Genomic DNA, 20,531 nt, shown 5'->3' with positions numbered 1-20,531 from the left:
ACCGAGATCGCCGCCCGCGACGGCCGCGTGATCATGTTCCTGGACACCAAGCACGCGGCGGACCGGCTCACCAAGCACCTGCTGTCCGTCGGGGTGCGCGCCGCGGCCCTGCACGGCGGCAAGTCCCAGCCGCAGCGCAACCGGACGCTCGCGCAGTTCAAGGACGGCCACGTCACCGCCCTGGTGGCCACCAACGTCGCCGCCCGCGGCATCCACGTCGAGGGCCTCGACCTCGTCGTGAACGTCGACCCGCCCGGCGACCACAAGGACTACCTCCACCGTGGCGGCCGTACCGCCCGCGCGGGCGAGTCCGGCACCGTCGTCACCCTCGTCCTGCCGCACCAGCGGCGCGCCGTGGACCGCCTGATGGCCGACGCGGGCATCACCCCGCGTACCGCACGGGTCCGCCCGGGCGAGGCCGAGCTGCACCGCATCACCGGCGCCCGCACCCCCTCCGGCGTGCCCGTCGTCGTCGCCGCACCGGCCGAGGCGCGCCCCGAGGGCAAGGGGCCCGCCGGACGGAGCCGCAGGGGCCGGTCCGCCGCCCGGGGCCGCCGGCCCGCCCGGAAGACCAACACCTAGGGGATCGTCCCGCCGCCGGAGTGGACGGCTCCGGCGGCGCGGTCGCCCGCCGGCGCCGCCACAACCCGGTGGCGGCCCGCCGGACCGCCGGTTAGCGTCCCGGCTCATGAACTGGCTTCCCGCTGACTTCGTCCACCCCGTACGCGTGCCGCTGCCCGGCGGCCACCACCTGCGTCCCATCGCCGCTTCCGACACCGAGCTCGACTACCCGGCCGTCATGGGCTCGCGGGAGCGGCTGTGGTCCGTCTACGGCGAGGCATGGGGCTGGCCGCCCGCCACCATGACGTACGAGCAGGACCGTGAGGACCTGCTCCACCACGAGCGGGAGATGGCCGAGCACAAGTCCTTCAACTACGCGCTGTTCGACGACGCCGGCACCGCCCTGCTCGGCTGCGTGTACATCGACCCGCCGCGGAAGGCCGGCGCCGATGCTGAGATCTCCTGGTGGGTCGTGGACGACAAGGCCGGCACCGCTCTCGAACGCGAGCTGGACGCGCTCGTCCCCCGGTGGATCGCCGAGGTGTGGCCCTTCCGCGCGCCGCGCTGCATCGGCCGCGACCTGTCCTGGAAGGAGTGGCTGGCCCTTCCGGACGCCGCCTGAACTCCCGCCGCGGGCACACGGGTTCCGCGGCGGCTGGTATGACTGCTGCATGCAGCTCGAAGCCGCTCAGTCAGCGATCGACATGTTCCTCTCGGCCTTCAACGCGTCGAGCGACGACCGCGTGACGTCCCTGCTGTCCCAGGCTCTCACCTCCGACGTGGTCTTCTGGGGCCCGCTCGGCCGGAGCGAGGGGGTGGAGGCGGTGGAACGGTTCGTGCTGGACATCCGCCGCCACCCGGCCGGCGCCGGCACGATGATCCGCTGCTCGGCCGTGGACATGCCGGGCGAGTGGGCCCGTTACCAGTGGGTGTTCACCACACCGGACGGCGGTCCGCGGCTGGCCGGGACGGACGTGGTCCACCTGCGGCGGAACCGTATCGACCAGATGATCGTCTTCGCGGGGGACATCGAGCCGTCCCCCTGACGCCCGAGCCTGCCGCGGGCGGCCGGAGGGCCGGGGCGGGGTCAGGCCGTCGCCTCGGCCGGCGCGTCCACACGGGGCAGGGGCCGTACGACCCGGCGCCGGCGGGCCGGTGTCAGGATCGGGTTGGCCACGCCCCAGGCCGCGCCCTTGCAGACCAGTTCCTTGTAGACGGCGGCGAGGCGTCCGGTCAGGGCCGCGCGGACGGCGCGGTCGTCGGCGGTGACGTACTGGATCAGACCCTGCTTGCGGCCCAGCGAGATGCACTGGTTGAAGTAACGGATCGGCACCCGGGGGACCTTGGTGCCGGTCAGGCGCGCCGCGATGGCGTCGGCGGCCTGCCACGCGGTGGGCACGCCCGAGGCGCAGGACATCCGCAGCGGCTTGTCGCCGGGGCCGGTCACCATGGCCGCGTCGCCGACGGCGTACACGTCCGGGTGCGTGACCGAGCGCATGGTCCGGTCGACCACGATCCGGCCGGTGCCGGTGACCTCCAGGGCGGTGGCCCGGGCGATCGGGTGGACGGCGAAACCGGTGGTCCACACCGTGACCGCGGCGGGCAGCGTCGCGCCGTCGGCGGTGGTGACGCGGTCCGGCCCGACGGCGGTGACCGTGGTCCGCTCGTGGGCGGTGATGCCGAGGTCGCCGAAGACCTTGCGCAGGTGCCGGCGGCCCTTGGGCGAGAGCCAGTCGCCGAGGCCGCCGCGGGCGGCGAGGGCGACCTCCAGGTCCGGGCGGGCCTCGGCGATCTCGGTCGCCGCCTCCAGGCCGGTGAGACCGCCGCCGACCACGAGCACGGACTGTCCGGCGGCCAGGCCGGCCAGCCGCTCGCGCAGCCGGAGGGCGCCGGAGCGCCCGGCGATCTCGTGGGCGTGCTCGGCGACGCCGGGGACGCCCTGGTCGTCCCAGCCGCTGCCGAGGGCGTAGACGAGGGTGTCGTAGGGGAGTTCCGCGGCGCCGTGCTCGTCGGTGACCGCGACCGCCTTGCGGTCGACGTCCACGCCGGTGACCGTCGCGAGCCTCGGTTCCACCCCGGTGCCCGCGAACATCTCGCCGAGCGGGCGGGGCGTGAGCCGCTGCCCGACCGCGAGCTGGTGCAGCCGGACCCGCTCGACGAAGTCGGGCTCGGCGTTGACGAGGGTGATGGCGACGTCCTCGCGGTGCAGCCGCCTGGCGAGGCGCCCGGCGACGATCGCTCCGGTGTATCCGGCTCCGAGGACGACGATGCGGTGCTGCATGTCCCTGCTCCTGTCTTCAGCGGATTCGCCCCTTGAACCGGGCGGCCCGCCGATCCCTGACAGGAACAGGGCGTGAGGTGAGTCACATGGGCGTCAGAAGGCCCTGAGCAGCGCTTCGCCGTGGTCGGAGGCCGCCCACCGGCGGGTCGCCCGGTCCAGCTTGTCGGGGTTGACCTGGCTGCGGCACGCGGCGATGCCCTCGGCGGTGACCTCCAGGCACATGACGCCGATCACCCGGCCGTCCAGGACCACGGCGAGGGCGGGGCCGCCGTTGGCGGTCGTGGCGTAGACCTCGGGCGAGCCGCCGACCAGGGCGCGCTTGGCCTCGCTGGGCTTGAACAGACCGCGCAGGAACTTCGCGACCGCGAGGGCGCCCTCGAACGCCTTGGCGCGGGCCGGGACCTTCCCGCCGCCGTCGCCGATCGCGACGGCGTCCTGGGTGAGCAGCCGCACGAGCGGTTCGGTCCGGCCGCTGGTGGCGGCCGCGAGGAACTCGTCGATGATCCGCCGGGCGGCGGCCTGGTCGATCTCGGCACGGGCCTTGCCGTCCGCGACGTGCTTCCTGGCCCGGTGGAAGGTCTGCTGGCTGGCGGCCTCGGTGATGTCGAGGATCTCGGCGATCTCCCGGTGCGGGTAGTCGAACGCCTCCCGCAGCACGTACACCGCCCGCTCCCCCGGGGTCAGGCGCTCCAGCAGGGTGAGGACCGCGTACGACACGGACTCCCGCTGTTCGGCGGTGTCGGCGGGGCCGAGCATCGGGTCGCCGGCGAGCAGCGGTTCGGGGAGCCACTGGCCCACGTAGGTCTCGCGCCGGGCGCGGGCCGAGGTGAGCTGGGTGAGGCACAGGTTGGTGAGCACCTTCGTCAGCCACGCCTCGGGGACCCGGATGTGGTCGACGTCGGCGGCCTGCCAACGCAGGAACGTTTCCTGCACGGCATCCTCGGCCTCGCTCGCCGAGCCGAGGAGACGGTAGGCGATGGCCTCCAGACGGTGCCTGGACGCCTCGAACCGGTCCACGTCGTTCAGGGTCAGCGCCATGGCCGGATCCTAGCTCCCGCGTGCCCGGGCCGGCCGTGGTGGTGCGGGGCCGGCCCGGCGGGAGGCCGAGGGGAGCGGGGCCGTCGGTGGGCCGACGCGGCCGTCGCCGCCCCGGCCGGCCGTGGTGGTGCGCCGGCCGGTGTCGTGTACGGTTCGGGGCGGCCGAGCGAGGATGGGCGAACGGTCCGCCCGGCGGCCGCGGTGGACGTGTCCGGATGTGAGGGAGGTGCGACGGTGGTGACCGAGTCCGAGCGGGACCTCGACGCCTGCGCCGACGCCCCTCCGGAGCGGACGGCGCGCGCCCGCAACCCGCGCGGGCAGGGCGAGCGGCTGCGCGAGGAGATCCTGCGGGCCGCCGGGGGCCTGCTGGAGGAGGTCGGCAGCGAGGACGCCCTGTCGCTGCGCGCGGTGGCCCGGGAAGTCGGCATCGCCACCCCGAGCATCTACCGCCACTTCTCCGACAAGACCGAACTGGTGTGGGCGGTACTGGAGGAGCACTACGAGCGGCTGGCCGCCCTGATGGCCGAGGCCGACGCCTCCGCGCCCGCCGGCGACCCGCTGGAACGGCTGCGGTCGCAGTTGCGGGCGTACTGCCGTTTCGCGGTGGCGAACCCGGCGAAGTACCGCCTGATGTGCGAGACCTGGCAGACCCCGGTGGACGAGGAGCGGCTGCACGGCCACCCGGCGGGACTGCTCCTGCGCGGTCTGAGCCGCGCGCTCACCCGCTGCGAGGAGGCCGGCTGGCGGGTGCGGGGCACCCGCGCCGAAGCTCCGCACCTGCTGTGGTGCGCGCTGCACGGCCGGGTCACCCTCTGGCAGGTCATGCCGCGGCGCAAGGACACCGCCCGCCTCGACCGGTTCGTGGACGAACTGCTCGGCCTGCTCCTGGAGCGCTGACCCGCGCCCGCGGTCGCCCCGTCCACCACTTCACCCGATTTCCTTCACTCCTTCTTCGATCACGGTCGCGTCACACCCTAAGGAAACGGCCGTAAGCTAACACCCGTTAGTCGAAGGCCTCCCCCCACAAGGAGTGGTATGACCATCACCGCGCCGCTTCCGCCGCTGCCTTCCCGCCCGCCGTCCGGCTGCCCCTTCGACCCGCCCGAGGGCCTCACCCGGCTCCGGATCGAGGAGCCATTGGCCAAGGTCGGCCTGGAAGACGGCAGTTGGGCCTGGCTCGCCACCCGGTACGCGGACGTCCGGGCGATCCTCGGCGACGCGCGCTTCAGCTCTGACAACTCCACACCCGGCTTCCCGGTTGCGGGCATGACGGGCGGTCAGCCCCGGCCGGGCGCGATGCGCGGCTTCATCCGCATGGACCCGCCGGAGCACACCCGGCTGCGCCGCATGGTCACCCGCGAGTTCATGGTGAAGCGGGTGGAGGCGATGCGCCCCACCCTCCAGCGGCTCACCGACGACCTGTGCGACGCCATGGAGCGCGTCGACCGCTCCGAGCACCCCGTCGACCTGGTCGAGGCACTGGCGCTGCCGCTGCCGTCGCTCGCCATCAGCCTGCTGCTGGGCGTGCCGTACGAGGACCACGACATCTTCCAGCGGCTGACCGGGACGCTGCTGTCCCGCGAGACGACCGAGGAGCAGCGGGTCCCCGCCCGCACCGAACTGTTCACCTACATCAGCCGGTTGGTGGACGCCAAGAAGGCCGACCCGGGCGACGACATGATCAGTCGGCTGGTCACCGAGCAGTACGCGCGCGGCGAGCTGACCCACGAGGACGTCGTCGCGTTCGCCGTGCTGCTGCTGATCGCCGGCCATGAGACGACGGCCAACATGATCGGCCTGAGCGCCCTGTCCCTGATGCTCGACCCGGAGACCGCCGGCCTGCTGCGCGAGGACCCGTCGCTCGTCCGTGGCGCCGTCGAGGAACTGCTGCGCTTCCACAGCATCATCCGCAACGGCCCCCGGCGCGCCGCCCTGGCCGACGTCGAGGTCGGCGGACGGCTGATCCGCCGGGGCGAGGGCGTCATCGTCGCCGTACCGTCCGCCAACCGGGACGAGGACGTCTTCCCCGATCCCGACCGGCTCGACATCCACCGCCCCAACGCCCAGCACCACGTCGCGTTCGGCTACGGCATCCACCAGTGCCTCGGCCAGTCCCTGGCCCGCGCCGAGCTGCAGGTGGTCATCAGCACCCTGCTGCGCCGCTTCCCCGGCATGCGCCCCGCCGTACCGGTCGAGGAGATCCCCTTCCGCACGGACATGGTCATCTACGGCTGCCACGCCCTCCCGGTCACCTGGTGACCGCCCCCTCCCCCGCTCTCCACCACCCGCCGTCACCGGAGGAACCCCCCATGCAGATCACCATCGACGAGGAGAAGTGCTGCGGCGCCGGCCAGTGCGTGCTGATCGCCCCCGAGGTCTTCGACCAGCGGGACGAGGACGGCATCGTCGTCCTGCTGGACGGCGCACCGGACCCGGACCGGCACGCCGCCGTCCGGGAGGCCGCCACCGTCTGCCCGGCCGCGGCCATCCAGGTGCGCGAATGAGCGCCGGCCGCCCCCGCGTCGCCGTCGTCGGCGCCGCCGCGGCCGGACTGGCCGCGGCCGAGGGGCTGCGGCGCCTGGGCTGGGACGGGGAGATCTCGCTCGTCGGCGACGAACCCCACCCGCCCTACGACCGGCCGCCGCTGTCCAAGCAGGTCCTGTCCGGCGCCTGGGAACCGGAGCGCGTGGCGCTGCGGGACCCCGCGCAGATCGCCGGCCTCGGCCTGGACCTGCGCCTGGGCACCCGCGCCCGCTCCTACGACCCCGTCCGCCGCATGCTCGTCCTCGGCGACGACGCGCGCACCGAGCTGCGCTGCGCCGGCGTCATCGCCGCGACGGGGGTGACGCCCCGGACCCTGCCCGGCGCCGAGGGGGTCGAGGGGGTGCACGTCCTGCGCACCCTGGACGACGCCCTCGCCCTGCGCCGGCGGCTGGCCGCGCCCGGCAGGCGGCTGGCCGTCGTCGGCGGCGGCGTGCTCGGTGCCGAGGCCGCCGCCGTGGCACGCGGGCTCGGCCACGACGTGGCCCTCGTCTGCGCCGGGGGCACCGTGATGGAGCGGGTCCTGGGCGCCGAGGCCGGCCGGCTCCTCGCCGGTCTCCACCGCGACCACGGTGTCGCCCTGCACACGGGGCGGGCGGTCACCGGCATCCGTGCCGTGGCCGGCCGGGCGGTGGGCGTGGTCCTCGCCGACGGCACCACCGTGGAGGCCGACGACGTCCTGCTGGCCATCGGCTCCACCCCGGCCGTCGACTGGCTGCGCGGCCCCGGGGCCGAGGCGGCGGGCCTGGACCTCTCGGACGGGCTGGGGTGCGACGAGTTCTGCGCGGCGGCCCCCGGGCTGTACGGCGCGGGGGACGTCGCCCGCTGGTACCACCCCGTCCTGGGACGGCACCTGCGGCTGGAACACCGTATGAACGCGGCCGAACAGGGGCTGGCCGCCGCCCGGAACCTGCTGGCCGAGCTGGACCCCGGACGCTTCGGCGAACGCCGTGCGTTCACCCCGGTGCCGTACTTCTGGTCCGACCAGTACGACGTCAGGATCCAGGGCTACGGCCTCCTGGCCGGCGCCGACCGGATCGAGGTGCCGGTCCGGGAGGGCGACCCACTGCGGCTGGCCGCCCTGTACGGCACCGGGGACCGGGTCACCGGTGCGCTGTCCATCGGACTGGCGCCGCGCCAGGCACGGTCCCTGCGTGCCGTGGCCGCCGCCCCCACGCCCTGGCCGGAGGCCACCGAACGGCTCGCGGACGCCCTGGCGCCCGCCGCCGCCGGCTGACGGGGCGTCACGGCGGGCCGCTCCCGGGGAACCGGGGCCGGCCCGCCCTGCCGCCGCGCGGCCGTCCGGCCACCGCCGACGGCACGGTGGGCGAGGTGACGGCTGTTCAGCCCTGGCCGGGGGAGGCCGCGAGGTCCGCCACGACCCGGCGGGCGCCGTCGACCGCCCGGCGGAACGCCGCGGGATCCTGGTGGGCGCGGGCCAGGACGTAGCCGCCCTGGACCGTCGCCATGAGCAGGGACGCCATCAGGTCCGGGTCGGTGCCGGGCCGGAACTCGCCGGCCCGCACCCCCTCCGTCAGCACCTCGGTCAGCCGCCGGCCGAGCCAGCCGAAGAAGTCCGCCGTGGTCGCACGCAGGACGTCGTCGGCGACCACCTCGTGGTCCTGTGCGAGCCGGCCCATGCGGCAGCCGGCGAGCGGGTCGCGCTCCAGGTCGAGGAAGGAGTTGAGGCGGGCGACGGCCGAGCCGTCCCCCGCGAGGGCCTCCTCGGTACGGGCGCGCATCTGCTCGCTCAGGCGCGCCATGGCCGCGGCCGCCAGGTCCGCCTTGCCGGAGAAGTGGTGGTACATGCTGCCCTGTCCGGCCCCCGCACGCTGCAGGATCATGGCCGGACTGGTGCCCGCGTACCCCCGCTCCCACAGCAGTTCGCCCGCCGCCCGGGTCAACGCCTCCTTCTTGCTCATACGTTAATCGTACATACCACTCGGTACAGCCACCCGGACCGAGCGGCCGGCTCCCCGGCCCGGGAAGGGCGGGGGCCGCCGGGGGGCCGTGGGTGGCTAGCGCACGTCCACGAAGTCGCCGGTCGCCTTGGCGGCCGGGGTGGTGGAGGTGCCGGCGAAGGACCAGCGCCAGTACCCGTCCTCGGCCGCGGTCACCGTGGTCGACAGGGTGCCGGTGCCGGACGTGTACACCGTCTTGACGGTGGTGTAGGACGTGGTGCCCGCCTTGCGGAACTGGAGCCGGACCGGCTGGGTCGCGTACCCCCGGTAGTCGAGGGTGTCCCAGTTGGCCCGGCTGAGCTTGCCGGTGACGGTGAGGGTGCCGCCCTTGGCGACCGGCTCGGGACCGGCGTCCACGGTGAGCCGGGACTCCCGCTGGAGACGGGTCGTGGCGTGGTCCGGCGTGTGGGTCCAGCCGTCGTCCGCGGCGACCCCCTGGACGCTGACCTTCCAGGTGCCGGCGGAGGCGTTGGTGAGCGTCCAGTCCGGCTCGAAGGTGAACGTCTGCGAGCAGGTGGAGGTGGTGGCGCTCGTGGCTTCGCAGTCCGCGTGGACGTAGTACTGGTTGGAGATGATGCGGTCGTCGTAGGTCTGGTAGGGGTCGGCCCCGTCCGGTCCGCGCCACAGGACGAAGTCGGCGTCCTGGATGCCGGACGGGTGGGTGAACGACGCGGAGACCGTGACCGTCTTGTCGTAGATGCCGACCACGACGTCCTTGCCGCCGTCGAAGGCGACGGCACCGATCTGCACCTCACCCTGGGTTCCCTCTGCGTGGGCACCGGGGACGGCCAGGCCGGCCAGCACGGCGACGGCACCCAGGACGGCAGAGGCAGCGCGCTTGCGCATGTATCTCCTTCACGGAGCGGAGAGCGGGAACCCGCCGCGGAACGCGGCGGGGCGGGCACGGCGGGCACGGCGGCCGCACGGACTGCCCGTCTTCCCCAGCGCACCGCGGGCCCCGAGCGTCACAGCGCGTCCAGCGCGGCGGTGACGGTGCCGCGCAGGGTCCGCGCGTCGGCGCCGGCGCGGGAGCGCAGGTTGACGCCGTAGGCGAGCAGGGCGAGGAGGTCCGCCGCGGCCGCCGGCCGGGTCCCCGCGGCCAGCTGCCCCTTCGCCTCGGCCGTGGTGAGCGCCGCGAACAGCCCGTCGCGCAGCTCCTGGTGGTGCCGGTCGAGGACGGCGCGTACGCCGGGGTCGCCGTTCTCGGCACCCGCGTGGGCGTTGGCCGCCATGCAGCCCCAGCGGGCGTGCTCGCCCGAGCACCGGGCCCGGATCAGGTCGTCGAAGAAGTCCGCGACGGCGGGCAGTCCGCGCCCGTCCTCGGCGAGGCGGCGGAACATCGGGCGGGACCGCCGCTCCTGGTAGCGGCGCAGCGCGGCGAGGTACAGCTCCTGCTTGCCGCCGAAGGTCGCGTACAGGCTGGAGCGGTTCAGTCCGGTCGCGGTCACGATGTCCTGGATCCCGGTCGTGGCCGCGCCCTGCCGCCAGAACAGGCGCATCACGGTGTCCAGAGCCGCGTCCGGATCGAAGTGTCTGACGTCCGGAATGTGTCGGCTCACCCCGCCATCTTGAAATACCGGTTCCAAGATACCGGTACGGCCTCGCCTTCGACCTGCCCGCCGACCTCGCCGCCGTCTACGACGAACTGGGCTTCGGCCTCCAGCGCGTCAACGGCGGCCACCCGCGCACGCTGCCGCTGCCGGCCACCTACGTCATCGACCGGACCGGCACCATCCGCTGGGCCTTCGTGCACACCGACTACACCCTGCGCGCCGAACCCGCCGACATCCTCGCGGCCCTCGGCGCACTGGACTGAAAGCCGGCGCGGGCTGCGCCTAACGGACCGTCCACGTCAGCGAGTTGGCCGCCCGGGTGCGTGCCGCCGGGTCACGCAGGGCCGCCGTGCGGTCCGTCACGGTCGCGGTGACCCGGTGGCCGTGGCCGCGGACGCCCAGCATGCGGGGCGTCACCACGCGCGCGCCGGCCGCCCAGGGAACCTCCCTGCCGTCGACGTACCAGGTGAGGCGGAGGTCGGCGAGGCCGGTCAGCGGGGCGAGGCGCACCGCGATCGGCCGGTCGCGGCCGACCGGCCCGCCGGTGGGGACGGGCGAGGTCAGCGCGTCCGCGTCGGCGTAGAAGCCGGCGATCATCGCCTCGCGTCCGACGACGTTGAACTCGGTCGAGGCCAGGGTGCGCATCAGGGAGGTGCCGGTCGGGCGGTGGACGCCGGTCTCGTAGTAGCCGCCGCCCTCGTAGGTGCCGACGGCCGAGCCGGTCGGGTCCTGGGTCCCGGCCCAGCGGTGCCACTTCGCCGCGGCCGGGTCGCGCTGGAGGGTGAGGTTGGCCGCGGCGGGCTCCTCGGCCCAGGGGTAGGCGCCGTGGCCCGGGTACTGGTACTCGTCGGCCAGCTCGCCGATGGAGTGGCCCAGTTCGTGGGCGCCTATCAGGTACGACCGGTCGTTGCCGGACGACATCGTCGCCACACCGTGGAAAGGGGCGGCCGGCGGCAGGTCGGCGGTGGAGTAGCCGGCGCCGCCGTACTTGGCGGAGTGGGCGACCACGAAGACGATGTCGGCGTCCGGGGCGAGAGCGGCGTACCGGGCGACCGCGTCGGTGTCCACGCACAGCAGGCGTTCGAGGCCGTCGCAGAAGAAGGCGGAGCCGAGCGCGGTGTCCTTCACGACGTCGGCCGTCGGGTCGCCGGAGACACCGGACTCGGCGGAGACGGTGTCGACCAGCCAGATGTTGAACAGGCCCCGGTAGCTGCGGTACGGCTCGATGCCGAAGATCGCGTCCAGTTTCTCCTCGGCGTCCGCGGTGAACCGCTCCCGCTCGTCGGCGGTGTAGCCGTCACCCAGCACCACGAGGTCCAGCCGCCCGGAGACCGGTCCGGTCCGCTGGAGCCGCCGCACGGCCGGCCCGGCGGTCTCCCCCGGCGGGCGCTGGGCGGCCGGACCGCGCCCCGCGTGGTGCGCCGCGACGGTCACCTGGCGGGGCTCGCTCCCGGGGCCGGGGAAGTACTCGACGCGCTGGGTGCGCTCCGCCGGGGCGGCCGCCTCGGCCGCCCCCGAGCCCGCTCCCCCGGCCAGTGCCGCCACCGCGGCGAGAACGGCTGCGACGGCGGTGATCCCACGCGTACCCGGTCGTGCGCGGTGCGGCACGGCGACCTCGCTAACTGTCGAGTCAAGTGCGTTTAATGGCGCGCTTAACCTAGGGACGCGAGGCCGAACCGGCAAGGGGTGAACGCCAGTTGATGTGCCACCGGTCAGCCCGCGGTGGCGTCCTTGTGACGCAGCGCGCTGTGGGCGAGCCACTGCGACCAGCCGAGGTTCCAGTCGCCGTAGCCGTTGCCGGCCTCGACCGTCTCCTTGGAACCGGTGACCCGGATGACGTCACCGGGGATGACCCGCCGGTAGAAGCGCTCGGCGGTGCCGTCGGTGGCGAGACCGACACAGCCGTGGGTCACGTTGGCCCGGCCGGCCTGGGTGTCGGCGTTGGGGTTCTGGTGGACGTAGGTACCGGACGTGGTCACGTGCACCGCCCAGGCGTAGTAGCCGTGGTAGGCGTCGCCGAGGCCGACGGTACGGGAGTCCATGTAGACCTTGGGCTGCTTGTCCAGCACCACCATGGTGCCGTTCCAGGTGTCCAGGCCGGGCCGGCCGGCGGTGACCGGGATACGGGTGGTGGGCCGGCCGTCCTCCCGGACCGTCATCGTGTGCGCGCGCACGTCGACGGTCGCGGTCAGGGAGCGGCCGATGGTGAAGTGCCGTACGGCCTTGGTGCCGACGCGCAGGGTGACGCGGGTGCCGGGCTTCCAGTACACCGGCGGACGGTAGTCGACGCGCTGTCCGTCGAGCAGGTTGCGGTCCTTGACCCAGCTCCAGGCGCCCGCGACGGCCGGCTCGGTGCCGACGGTGAGCCGGCGCTCGACCTCGGCGCGCTGGGCGGCGGGGACGGGCCGCGGGAAGGTGACGGATATCGGCATGCCGACGCCGACGGTGGCCCCCTCGCCCACGTTCACCCGCGCCTCGGCGAGCACGGCCGGCTCGGGGGCGGCGGACGCGGTCCGGCCGGGGGCGGCGGCGGGCGTGGACGCGCCGGTGGCGGCGCGGCCGGTGGGCTCGGTCGCGGCCGAGGAGGTGGTGGCCGCGCAGCCGGTCGCCGCGAGGACGAGCGCGCAGGCCGCCGCGAGCACACCGGCGACGGTCCGCGCCCGGCGCGGGTGGGTGCCGGAGGGGCGGTGCGGGTGAGGGACGGGCGGATGGTGCGGCTGAGAAGCGGCCGGGTGGGGCCGGCGGTGGTCGGCCGGGTGGAGCGGGCGGCGGTCGGCCGGGTGGAGCGGGCGGTGGCTGGTCGAGTCGTGCGTGGACACGGAATTCCCCCTGGATGGTGTGCTGTCGTCGTCTCTACGCACCGCGCGCGGCCCGGGTTGCATCCGCTGCCGGAGAAATTCACGGCTTCCGCACAGGCATCCGGATCGGCGTCCGGACCAGGGGCGTCCCGGCGGAGGGCCGGCCCGCGCCGGCCCGCGCCGGCCCGTAGGATCACCTCTCCGTGCGGAGACGGGGGCCGATGACCGTACGGGGACGGGGGACCGGTGACCGAGGAGGAGTTCGACGCCTTCTACGCGGCTGCCTTCCCACGCCTGGTGGGGCAGTTGTACGCCTTCACCGGCGACCACGCCGAGGCGCAGGACGTCGTACAGGAGGCGTTCGTCCGGGCCTGGGACCGGCGTGCGTCGTTCGACGCGGCCCAGGCTCCCGAGGCGTGGATCCGCACGGTCGCCACCCGGCTCGCGGTCAGCCGCTTCCGGCGGGCCCGGCGCTGGCTGGAACTCGTCCGTGGGAGCACACCGGCGGAGCAGGACCCGGGCCCGGGGCCCGAGCACGTCGCCCTGGTCGCCGCCCTGCGCCGGCTGCCGCCGCCGCAGCGGCTGGCCGTGGTGCTCCACCACGTCTGCGACCTGAGCGTGGAGCAGATCGCCGCGGAGACCGGCGCGCCCGCCGGCACGGTCAAGGCACGGCTGGCCCGTGGCCGCGCCGCCCTCGCCCGCCATCTGTCGCCCGAGGAGGCTGAGACCATGACCGGGACGAAGGAGGCCACGCATGCCTCATGACCCGTCGTCCCCCGAGGCGCCGGAGGAGACGGCCGACCGGCTCACCGCCGCGTTGCGCGAGGTGGCCGCCGAGGGCCGGCGCTCCGCCCCCGGCTCCGGTGCCGCCGTGCGGCGGCGGGCCGCGGCGCGCCGCCGGACCCGCCGGGCGGCGGTGACCGCGGCGGGCCTCGTCGTCGCCGGCGCGGCCGTCCTGGCCGGCACGGCCCTGCTGGACTCCGGCGACCGGCCGGCGCCCCCGCCCGCGGCGACCGCCACCACCACCGCTCCGGCGCCGCCCCCCTCCCCCGAGGACGGCACCGTCCGGGACCTCCGGATCGACCTGACCGCCCTGGAACTGCGGGCGGGCGGACGGACGTTCCCCCTCTCCGCGCCCGGCATGAACCAGCCGTTCCGTGACGATGCCGTCGGCCGGGTCACCGAGCGCCTGCGCAGCGTGCGGTTCAGCTCCTCACCGACGGGTGTGGTGGAGCAGCACGACTGGGTGCTGGCCTTCCAGGGCCCGCAGGGCGAACGGCACTTCGTCTACGGCGCCGACGGCACGGCGGACGTCCCCGGGCGCCGCCCGTCCACGCTGGGACTGATCGGCCTGCGCACCGCCGACGCCCGCTGGCTGTACGAGCACACGGCCGTCGGCGCACGGGTCACGGTCACCGGCGCCGGCGGCTGAGCCGTAAGGAGGGCATCGCCCGGCGGCTTCCGGGAGGAACACGGGAGCGCCGGGGCGGGCTCACTCCTCGTCGCTGGTGCGGGTCGGGACCGACCGTCCCGGCTCGGGCGGCTCGGCCTGTTCGGCGCGGACGAGCAGGACGTCACCGATGAACAGGTCGTACAGGAGGATGCCGATCAGGCCGCCGATCAGCGGTCCCACGATCGGGATCCACCAGTAGGCGCTGAACGCGCCGGACACGCTCCCGGGAAAGGCCAGGCTGTCCCAGCCCGCCGCGTAGGTGAACAGGCGCGGCCCGAAGTCACGCGCCGGGTTGATGGCGTAACCGGCGTTGGCACCGAAGGACATGCCGATGGCGGCGACGGCGAAGCCCACGATCAGCGGCCCGAGGTTGGCCTTCACGGCCTGGTTGCGCAGGTCGATGACGGCGGCGATCAGCATGAGCAGGAAGGCCGTGCCGACGATCTGGTCGATCAGCGGCCCCCAGATGCCGCCGTGGAAGTACGGCGCCGGGAAGGTCGCGAAGATGGAGAACGTGGCGTTCGTGTGCCCGTTCACCTTGGGTCCGGGCACGGTCTGGTCGAAGGCGTCGATCGCGTTGTGGTAGACGAGGTAGACCAGCGCGGCCCCGGTGAGGGCGCCGACGAACTGCGCGAACCAGTACGGCAGGACCTTGGCCCAGGGGAACCCGCGCCGCACGGCCATCGCCAGCGTCACGGCGGGGTTCAGGTGGGCGCCGCTGACGCCACCGGCCACGTACACGCCGAAGACGACGGCCAGGGCCCAGCCCCAGGTGATCAGGAGCCAGTCACCGGCCGCGAGGAAGATCGTGGTGGTGGTGGCGGCCCGGCCGGAACCGGGCAGCGCGGCGACCGCCATCGCGACCACGCCGCAGCCGAACGAGATGAGGACGAAGGTTCCGAGGAACTCCGCCACGCACTCGCCCAGCAGCCCGCCCCGGCTTCTGAGCCGGGAAGGCCGGACGAGTGGAGGGATGTCCACAGCCATGGAGGCCCCCTTTGAAGAGAGCGGTGCGGCCAATATCCCTATATTGGCCTACAAAGCCACTCCCCGCAGGGTGACGCTTCCCGCCCCGGCCGCCCGGCACCGCCTCACACCGCCCGGCACCGCCTCACACCGCCCGGCACCGCCTCACACCGCCCGGCACCGCCTCACGCCATCCAGAAGAAGACCGCCGTCATGCGCTTCTCCGCCAGCGTCCTGCCGTGGTAGGCGGTCGCGCTGTGCACGAGGTTGGCGTGGTAGAGCAGCAGCCGGTTGTACCGGTGCGGGACGCGGACGTCCTCCTCGAAGGCGTCCGGCGCGACGAAGCGGGTGCCGAGGGCCTCGACCAGGTTGGTGTGCGGGGCGCGCACGAGGTTGCCGCCGAGCCGGCCGCCGGGCAGCGACTGGCGGTAGAAGCTGGTGCCGCAGCCCTCGGGGACCGCCGGGTTGAGGTAGAGCACCGCCGCGTACCGGCACAGCGCGCGGGAGTCGGTGTGCGGGCGGGGCTCGCTCTCGCCCGCGCCGACCACCTGGACGCAGTTGTGGTTCAGGGTGCCGCCGCCGGGCGTCCGCTGCACCCACAGCTCCTTCGCGCCGGTCGCCTGCTTCACCAGCCGCTCGACGCGGGCGAGTTCGGACGGCTCCAGACCGGGCATGGCGCGCAGGCCGGGCCAGGCTTCGGAGGTGTACGGGTACCCCTCGGCCCAGTCGTCCTTGGCCAGGCACCGCTCGCGCACCGCGTCGACGCCGGGCAGGACGTCGTCCAGCACCCAGTAGTCACGGCCCCTGGTGGGCTTGCGGTAGGGCAGGACCGGCAGGGCGGCCGGGAGCCGGGGTGGTGACTGTGGGCGCATGCGGCGAATGTAGGCGCGGGCCCGGCCAGGCTTCTCCCGCGAAGAGGTCAACCTTCCGCCCGGGAGCGGCCAACATTCGGCCAACGGACCCGGCTGATCCTTTACCGGATTCTTTACCGGGCGCCGCTGAGACGAACGACCTCCGCGTCCGTACTGCTGTGCGTCCCGACATGGCGGGTCCCCAGGCAGGAGGAACGGTGCGCTTTTCGCGGAACGCGACGGGAACTGTCTTCGTGGGCGGTGCGATGGCTCTGACCCTCGCCGCTCTCGCCTACCCGGGCATGCTCGGCCTGGACAAGGTCTCCACCTCTCAGGACCGCGTCATCGCGAGCACCCAGTGGGGGCCGCTCACCGAGCAGGACCGCGACTTCGTGGTGAAGGTGCGGGCGGCCGGGCTGTGGGAGTACCCGCTCGGTCAGATCGGGCTGCAGAAGGGCAGCAGCAAGGAGGTGAAGACGGCGAGCGAACACCTGGTGGACGGGCACGCCGCGCTGGACGCCTCCTGCCGCAAGATCGCCCCCATGCTGAACATCACGCTGCCCAACCTGGCCAGTCCGCAGCAGGTCGGCTTCGTCAACCAGCTCAAGGGCGAGAGCGGCAAGCAGTTCGACACCGACTTCGCCAACATCCTGCGGATGACGCACGGCTCGATCTTCAACACCATCGCGAAGATCCGCTCCACCACCAAGAACTCCCTGGTGCGCGCCCTCGCCGACCAGGCGAACGACACCGTGCTGGACCACATCACCGTGATGGAGAAGACCGGTCTGGTCGACTTCGACCAGACCCTCTTCCAGCAGACCACCCCGCCGAAGCTCCCCCAGTCCGACCTGACCCCGCCGCCCCCCGCCGTGGGCCAGCCGGAGGTGGTGCTCACCCCGCCGCCGACCGCCACCTCCACCCCGCTGGACCTGAGCGCCGCCACCGGGGGCGGCGCGGCCGGCGCCGCCCCCGGCCCGAGCCCGTCGGCCGGCTAGGCGAGCCACACCGTGGTGTCCGGTGGCAGGGTCCTCCCCTCCGGCAGCGGGGTGCTGGCCAGCAGCACCTCACCGGGCGGCAGCGGTACGGGCCGCGCGCCCAGATTGGTGACGCTGCGCCAGGTCTCGGTACGGGTGAAGTCCAGGACGCCGGCCGGAGCCCCGGGCGTCCAGGTCAGCGTCTCGCCGTCCAGCAGCTTGCGGCGCAGCCGCAGGGCCGTGCGGTACAGCTCCAGCGTGGACCCCTCGGCGCCGGCCTGCGCCTCGACGGCGTAGGCCGCGAAGGACGCCGGCTGCGGCAGCCAGCCCGCCCCGGGGCCGAAGCCGTACGACGGTCCGGTCGTCGTCCAGGGCAGCGGCACCCGGCAGCCGTCGCGGCCCTTGCGGACGTGGCCGGTCTGCTCCCAGATCGGGTCCTGGAGCACCTGGGTGGGCAGGTCGGCGACCTCGGGCAGGCCCAGTTCCTCGCCCTGGTAGAGGTAGGCCGAGCCGGGCAGCGCCAGCATCAGCAGGGTCGCCGCCCGGGCCCGGCGCAGGCCGGCCGCCGTGTCGACGGCCGGCGCCGTGCCGCCCGCCAGCAGCCAGGCGTCCGGGTCGGTGCCGGGCGGCAGCACGAGACGGGAGGCGTGCCGTACGACGTCGTGGTTGGACAGCACCCAGGTCGCGGAGGCTCCGACGGTCCGCGCCGTGGCCAGCGAGCCGGTGATGACCTCGCGCAGCTCCTCCGCGTCCCAGCGGGCCTCCAGGTACTCGAAGTTGAAGGCCTGTCCCAGTTCGTCGGGGCGGGCGTACAGGGCGCGGCGGGCGTCGGGGACCCATGCCTCGGCCACGGCGGTGCGCGGCGGGTGGTAGGCGTCGAAGATCTTGCGCCAGTCCCGGTAGATCTCGTGGACCTCGTCCCGGTCCCAGTACGGGTGGCTGCCCGGCTCCACGTGCAGCAGGGCCTCCTCGCCGGTCGCGCCGATGTCGCCGACGTCCCGCAGCGGCTCGGCGAGGTCCTTGGCCAGGCCGTGGGCGACGTCGACGCGGAAGCCGTCCACGCCCCGGTCGGACCAGAAGCGCAGGGTGGCGCGGAAGTCCGCGCGGACCTCCTCGTTCTCCCAGTTGAGGTCGGGCTGCTCGGGGGCGAAGAGGTGGAGGTACCACTCCCCGTCGGGGACCCGCCGCCAGGCGCTGCCGCCGAACACGGACTGCCAGTCGGTGGGCGGGAGTTCGCCGTGCGCACCGCGCCCGGTCCGGAAGACGTACCGGTCCCGCGCGGCGGAGCCGGGCCCGGCGCGCAGCGCCTCCTGGAACCAGGGGTGCAGGTGCGAGGTGTGGTTGGGGACGAGGTCCACGACGACCTTCAGACCCAGCCGGTGGGCCTCGGCGACCAGGGCGTCGAAGTCGTCCAGGGTGCCGAGGCGCTCGTCGACACCGCGGTGGTCGGCGACGTCGTAACCGCCGTCGGCGAGCTCGGACGGGTAGAAGGGGCTCAGCCACAAGGCGTCGACGCCGAGCGTGGCGAGGTGGTTCAGCCGTTCGGTGATGCCTTTGAGGTCGCCGAGGCCGTCGCCGTCGGCATCGGCGAAGCTGCGCGGATAGACCTGGTAGATGACGGCCTGCCGCCACCAGTCGGGGTTCCTGGACGAGAGGTCCGGCGAGAGGTCTGCCATACGGGCTCCCAGGGGACGGACGACGGTACGGACTCTGTATCTGTCCACATTGCCCGGAAAAGCAACCTTCCAGCGGGCGGTCAGGGGCCGCAGTGCTCCAACAGGCCCTGTACCTGCGTGTCGACCACCCGGTAGCGCACCACCCGCCCCTGCTTCTCGCCCGCCACCACGCCGGCCGCCCGCAGCAGCCGCAGCGCCTGGGAGACGGCGGGATCGTTCATCCCCGTGGCGATCGCCAGGTCGGAGACGGCCAGCGGGCCGGTGCGGTGCAGGGCGAGCAGCAGTGCGAGCCGATTGGGGTCGGCGAGCAGGGAGAACCGGTCGGCCCAGGCGCGCAGCCGGGCCACGTCGCCGATGGCGGCGATCGCCTCGCACACCCGGTGACCGTCGATGGTCCGCCGGTCGGCTCGGTCGGCAGGCACGAGATGCATGCCGCCATCCTCCCAAACCCATATGTGATCTTGAATACCTGCACGGCTGAGCAGCTGTGCAGGGAGGGCCCGCGCCCCCTACTGTGGGCGGGCCGTGGTGCTCGGGAAGTCGATGCGAAGTCGACGCGGCCCTCGCCACTGTGATCGGGGAGTTCCCGTTCCGTCCGGCACCGCCGGGCCACTGGTCGTACGACTGGGAAGGCAGGAACGGCGGACGCACGACCCTCCCGCGCGCTCGGCTTCGCTCGCGCGGGGGCACCCGTAAGCCAGGAGACCGGCCACGGCAGCTCATGAAAGATCCACGAGGTGCTGGAGCTGACCGCATGAACCCGCCCGGGACATCCCTGCCCGAGTCCAGGCCCGCGTCCTTCCGCTGGCGACGCGAGGACACCGTCAAGACGGCCGGGCTGATGGCGGTGATCCTCGCCCTGCACGTCGTCGCCTTCGGCATCCTCTTCCTGCTCGTCGCGCCCGAGCGCTACGAGGTCGGCGACGAGGTCTTCGGCGTCGGGCTCGGCATCACCGCCTACACCCTCGGCATGCGGCACGCCTTCGACGCCGACCACATCGCCGCGATCGACAACACCACCCGCAAGCTGATGGCCGACGGCAAGCGGCCGGTGTCGGTGGGGTTCTGGTTCGCGCTCGGCCACTCCAGCGTGGTGGTGCTGCTGGCCCTGCTGATCGCGGGCGGCACCTCGCTCGCCGGGAAGGTGATGAACGAGGGCTCCGCCACCCACCAGGTGCTCGGCTTCCTCGGTACGACGATCTCCGGCACGTTCCTCTACCTCATCGCCGCCCTGAACCTGGTCGCCCTGGTGGGCATCCTGAAGGTGTTCCGGGCGATGCGTGCGGGCTCGTACGACGAGCGGGAGCTGGAACAGCACCTGGACTCGCGCGGCTTCATGAACCGCGTCCTCGGCCGGCTGACGAGGTCCGTGTCCCGGCCCGGCCAGATGTACCCGCTGGGCTTCCTCTTCGGCCTCGGCTTCGACACGGCCACCGAGGTCACGCTGATGGTGATGGCGGGCTCGGGCGCGGCGGCCGGCCTGCCCTGGTACGCGATCCTCTGCCTGCCCCTGCTCTTCGCCGCCGGGATGAGCCTGTTCGACACGCTCGACGGCACGTTCATGAACTTCGCCTACCAGTGGGCGTTCTCCAACCCGGTCCGCAAGGTCTTCTACAACCTGGCCATCACCGGCCTGTCCATCGCGGTCGCCTTCTTCATCGGCACGATCGAACTGGTCGGCGTGGTCCACGAGAAGTTCCACCTCGACGACCCGGTCACCGGCTGGGTGGCCGGCCTCAACCTGGACAGCGTCGGCTACCTCATCGTCGGCCTGTTCGTGGCGGTGTGGGCGGCGGCGCTGGCGTACTGGCGGCTGGCCCGGGTGGAGGAGCGCTGGACCGCCCGGACGCCGGCCGCCTCCGCCGAGTAGCCGGG

23 protein-coding genes, 1 pseudogene and 1 riboswitch are annotated in these 20,531 nt (G+C 73.8%); of the genes and pseudogenes, 12 read left to right on the top strand and 12 right to left on the bottom strand.

What is annotated here, in order from left to right; all coding sequences use genetic code 11:
- From ABZ576_RS26375 to ABZ576_RS26365, 3 genes are all read left to right on the top strand, one after another.
- Positions 1–582: C-terminal helicase domain-containing protein (locus tag ABZ576_RS26375; protein ID WP_360745638.1), on the top strand; the 582-nt coding region annotated here is incomplete at its 5' end.
- A 106-nt stretch (positions 583–688) separates the two neighbouring features.
- Positions 689–1,183: an N-acetyltransferase gene (locus ABZ576_RS26370; RefSeq protein WP_360745635.1), complete on the top strand. Its 495-nt coding sequence runs from the start codon at positions 689–691 to the stop codon at positions 1,181–1,183.
- Positions 1,184–1,232: 49 nt separating this feature from the next.
- Positions 1,233–1,607 carry a nuclear transport factor 2 family protein gene (locus tag ABZ576_RS26365; protein WP_360745632.1) on the top strand — a complete coding sequence of 125 codons (375 nt, stop codon included), beginning with the start codon at positions 1,233–1,235 and terminating at the stop codon, positions 1,605–1,607.
- A 41-nt stretch (positions 1,608–1,648) separates the two neighbouring features.
- Here the strand turns inward: ABZ576_RS26365 and ABZ576_RS26360 are convergent, their stop codons facing one another.
- Complete coding sequence (locus ABZ576_RS26360; protein WP_360745629.1) at positions 1,649–2,842, bottom strand: FAD-dependent oxidoreductase; 1,194 nt, start codon at positions 2,840–2,842, stop codon at positions 1,649–1,651.
- A gap of 93 nt (positions 2,843–2,935) precedes the next feature.
- Positions 2,936–3,880, bottom strand: a complete 945-nt coding sequence (gene sigJ, locus ABZ576_RS26355) for an RNA polymerase sigma factor SigJ (RefSeq protein ID WP_360745626.1) — start codon at positions 3,878–3,880, stop codon at positions 2,936–2,938.
- A 234-nt stretch (positions 3,881–4,114) separates the two neighbouring features.
- On the opposite strand from sigJ, the gene ABZ576_RS26350 reads away from it, so the two are divergent.
- From ABZ576_RS26350 to ABZ576_RS26335, 4 genes are all read left to right on the top strand, one after another.
- On the top strand, positions 4,115–4,777 hold the full coding sequence (locus ABZ576_RS26350) for a TetR/AcrR family transcriptional regulator (protein WP_360745623.1): 663 nt from the start codon (positions 4,115–4,117) through the stop codon (positions 4,775–4,777).
- Positions 4,778–4,915: 138 nt separating this feature from the next.
- Positions 4,916–6,139, top strand: a complete 1,224-nt coding sequence (locus tag ABZ576_RS26345; RefSeq protein ID WP_360745620.1) for a cytochrome P450 — start codon at positions 4,916–4,918, stop codon at positions 6,137–6,139.
- A gap of 50 nt (positions 6,140–6,189) precedes the next feature.
- Positions 6,190–6,384 carry a ferredoxin gene (locus ABZ576_RS26340; RefSeq protein ID WP_360745618.1) on the top strand — a complete coding sequence of 65 codons (195 nt, stop codon included), beginning with the start codon at positions 6,190–6,192 and terminating at the stop codon, positions 6,382–6,384.
- Positions 6,381–7,658: an FAD-dependent oxidoreductase gene (locus ABZ576_RS26335; protein WP_360745615.1), complete on the top strand. Its 1,278-nt coding sequence runs from the start codon at positions 6,381–6,383 to the stop codon at positions 7,656–7,658. Before ABZ576_RS26340 ends, ABZ576_RS26335 begins: the two co-directional genes overlap by 4 nt.
- A gap of 106 nt (positions 7,659–7,764) precedes the next feature.
- Here the strand turns inward: ABZ576_RS26335 and ABZ576_RS26330 are convergent, their stop codons facing one another.
- The 4 genes from ABZ576_RS26330 to ABZ576_RS26315 all read right to left on the bottom strand — a co-directional run bounded on the left by ABZ576_RS26330 (position 7,765) and on the right by ABZ576_RS26315 (position 10,063).
- The gene (locus ABZ576_RS26330) at positions 7,765–8,343 is read right to left on the bottom strand and encodes a TetR/AcrR family transcriptional regulator (RefSeq protein ID WP_360745612.1); all 579 of its coding nucleotides are present in this window, start codon (positions 8,341–8,343) and stop codon (positions 7,765–7,767) included.
- Between the two features lie 96 nt (positions 8,344–8,439).
- Positions 8,440–9,228 carry a DUF5707 domain-containing protein gene (locus ABZ576_RS26325; protein ID WP_360745609.1) on the bottom strand — a complete coding sequence of 263 codons (789 nt, stop codon included), beginning with the start codon at positions 9,226–9,228 and terminating at the stop codon, positions 8,440–8,442.
- A 119-nt stretch (positions 9,229–9,347) separates the two neighbouring features.
- A complete protein-coding gene (locus ABZ576_RS26320) occupies positions 9,348–9,929 on the bottom strand; it encodes a helix-turn-helix domain-containing protein (protein WP_360745667.1) in 582 nt (193 codons plus the stop codon).
- Between the two features lie 8 nt (positions 9,930–9,937).
- Entirely contained in the window at positions 9,938–10,063 is a 126-nt protein-coding gene (locus tag ABZ576_RS26315; protein WP_360745606.1) for a hypothetical protein, read from the bottom strand.
- A 9-nt stretch (positions 10,064–10,072) separates the two neighbouring features.
- Between ABZ576_RS26315 and ABZ576_RS26310 the strand changes: the two are divergent.
- Positions 10,073–10,198, top strand: a pseudogene (locus ABZ576_RS26310) (AhpC/TSA family protein); the annotation flags it as partial.
- A gap of 19 nt (positions 10,199–10,217) precedes the next feature.
- Here the strand turns inward: ABZ576_RS26310 and ABZ576_RS26305 are convergent.
- Together ABZ576_RS26305 and ABZ576_RS26300 are read right to left on the bottom strand one after the other, a co-directional pair.
- Entirely contained in the window at positions 10,218–11,480 is a 1,263-nt protein-coding gene (locus ABZ576_RS26305) for a M64 family metallopeptidase (protein ID WP_360745603.1), read from the bottom strand.
- Positions 11,481–11,647: 167 nt separating this feature from the next.
- Positions 11,648–12,754 carry a L,D-transpeptidase gene (locus ABZ576_RS26300; protein WP_360745600.1) on the bottom strand — a complete coding sequence of 369 codons (1,107 nt, stop codon included), beginning with the start codon at positions 12,752–12,754 and terminating at the stop codon, positions 11,648–11,650.
- Positions 12,755–12,979: 225 nt separating this feature from the next.
- Between ABZ576_RS26300 and ABZ576_RS26295 the strand changes: the two genes are divergently transcribed.
- Positions 12,980–13,498, top strand: coding sequence for a SigE family RNA polymerase sigma factor (locus ABZ576_RS26295; RefSeq protein ID WP_360745597.1), 519 nt, complete (start codon positions 12,980–12,982; stop codon positions 13,496–13,498).
- Positions 13,488–14,165 carry a L,D-transpeptidase gene (locus ABZ576_RS26290; protein WP_360745594.1) on the top strand — a complete coding sequence of 226 codons (678 nt, stop codon included), beginning with the start codon at positions 13,488–13,490 and terminating at the stop codon, positions 14,163–14,165. Before ABZ576_RS26295 ends, ABZ576_RS26290 begins: the two co-directional genes overlap by 11 nt.
- Before the next feature lie 60 nt (positions 14,166–14,225).
- Here the strand turns inward: ABZ576_RS26290 and ABZ576_RS26285 are convergent, their stop codons facing one another.
- The gene (locus ABZ576_RS26285) at positions 14,226–15,173 is read right to left on the bottom strand and encodes an MIP family channel protein (RefSeq protein ID WP_360745591.1); all 948 of its coding nucleotides are present in this window, start codon (positions 15,171–15,173) and stop codon (positions 14,226–14,228) included.
- A gap of 164 nt (positions 15,174–15,337) precedes the next feature.
- Positions 15,338–16,024, bottom strand: coding sequence for a DUF6445 family protein (locus ABZ576_RS26280; protein WP_360745588.1), 687 nt, complete (start codon positions 16,022–16,024; stop codon positions 15,338–15,340).
- Positions 16,025–16,269: 245 nt separating this feature from the next.
- On the opposite strand from ABZ576_RS26280, the gene ABZ576_RS26275 reads away from it, so the two are divergent.
- Positions 16,270–17,001 carry a DUF4142 domain-containing protein gene (locus tag ABZ576_RS26275; protein ID WP_360745585.1) on the top strand — a complete coding sequence of 244 codons (732 nt, stop codon included), beginning with the start codon at positions 16,270–16,272 and terminating at the stop codon, positions 16,999–17,001.
- On the opposite strand, the gene ABZ576_RS26270 is transcribed toward ABZ576_RS26275, so the two are convergent.
- Positions 16,998–18,656, bottom strand: coding sequence for a glycoside hydrolase family 13 protein (locus ABZ576_RS26270; RefSeq protein ID WP_360745582.1), 1,659 nt, complete (start codon positions 18,654–18,656; stop codon positions 16,998–17,000). The two genes, ABZ576_RS26275 and ABZ576_RS26270, sit on opposite strands and share 4 nt — an antisense overlap.
- Before the next feature lie 80 nt (positions 18,657–18,736).
- Entirely contained in the window at positions 18,737–19,087 is a 351-nt protein-coding gene (locus ABZ576_RS26265) for a metalloregulator ArsR/SmtB family transcription factor (RefSeq protein ID WP_360745580.1), read from the bottom strand.
- A gap of 78 nt (positions 19,088–19,165) precedes the next feature.
- A riboswitch (cobalamin riboswitch) is annotated at positions 19,166–19,385 on the top strand.
- A 25-nt stretch (positions 19,386–19,410) separates the two neighbouring features.
- Between ABZ576_RS26265 and ABZ576_RS26260 the strand changes: the two genes are divergently transcribed.
- Positions 19,411–20,526, top strand: coding sequence for a HoxN/HupN/NixA family nickel/cobalt transporter (locus ABZ576_RS26260; protein WP_360745577.1), 1,116 nt, complete (start codon positions 19,411–19,413; stop codon positions 20,524–20,526).
- The last annotated feature ends 5 nt before the right edge of the window (positions 20,527–20,531 follow it).

Origin of the sequence: Streptomyces sp. NPDC013455 (assembly GCF_040632975.1) — a bacterium.
Taxonomy (GTDB): domain Bacteria; phylum Actinomycetota; class Actinomycetes; order Streptomycetales; family Streptomycetaceae; genus Streptomyces.
The sequence above is the reverse complement of the archived record's forward strand: the minus strand, read 5'-3'. Positions and strand labels throughout refer to the sequence as shown.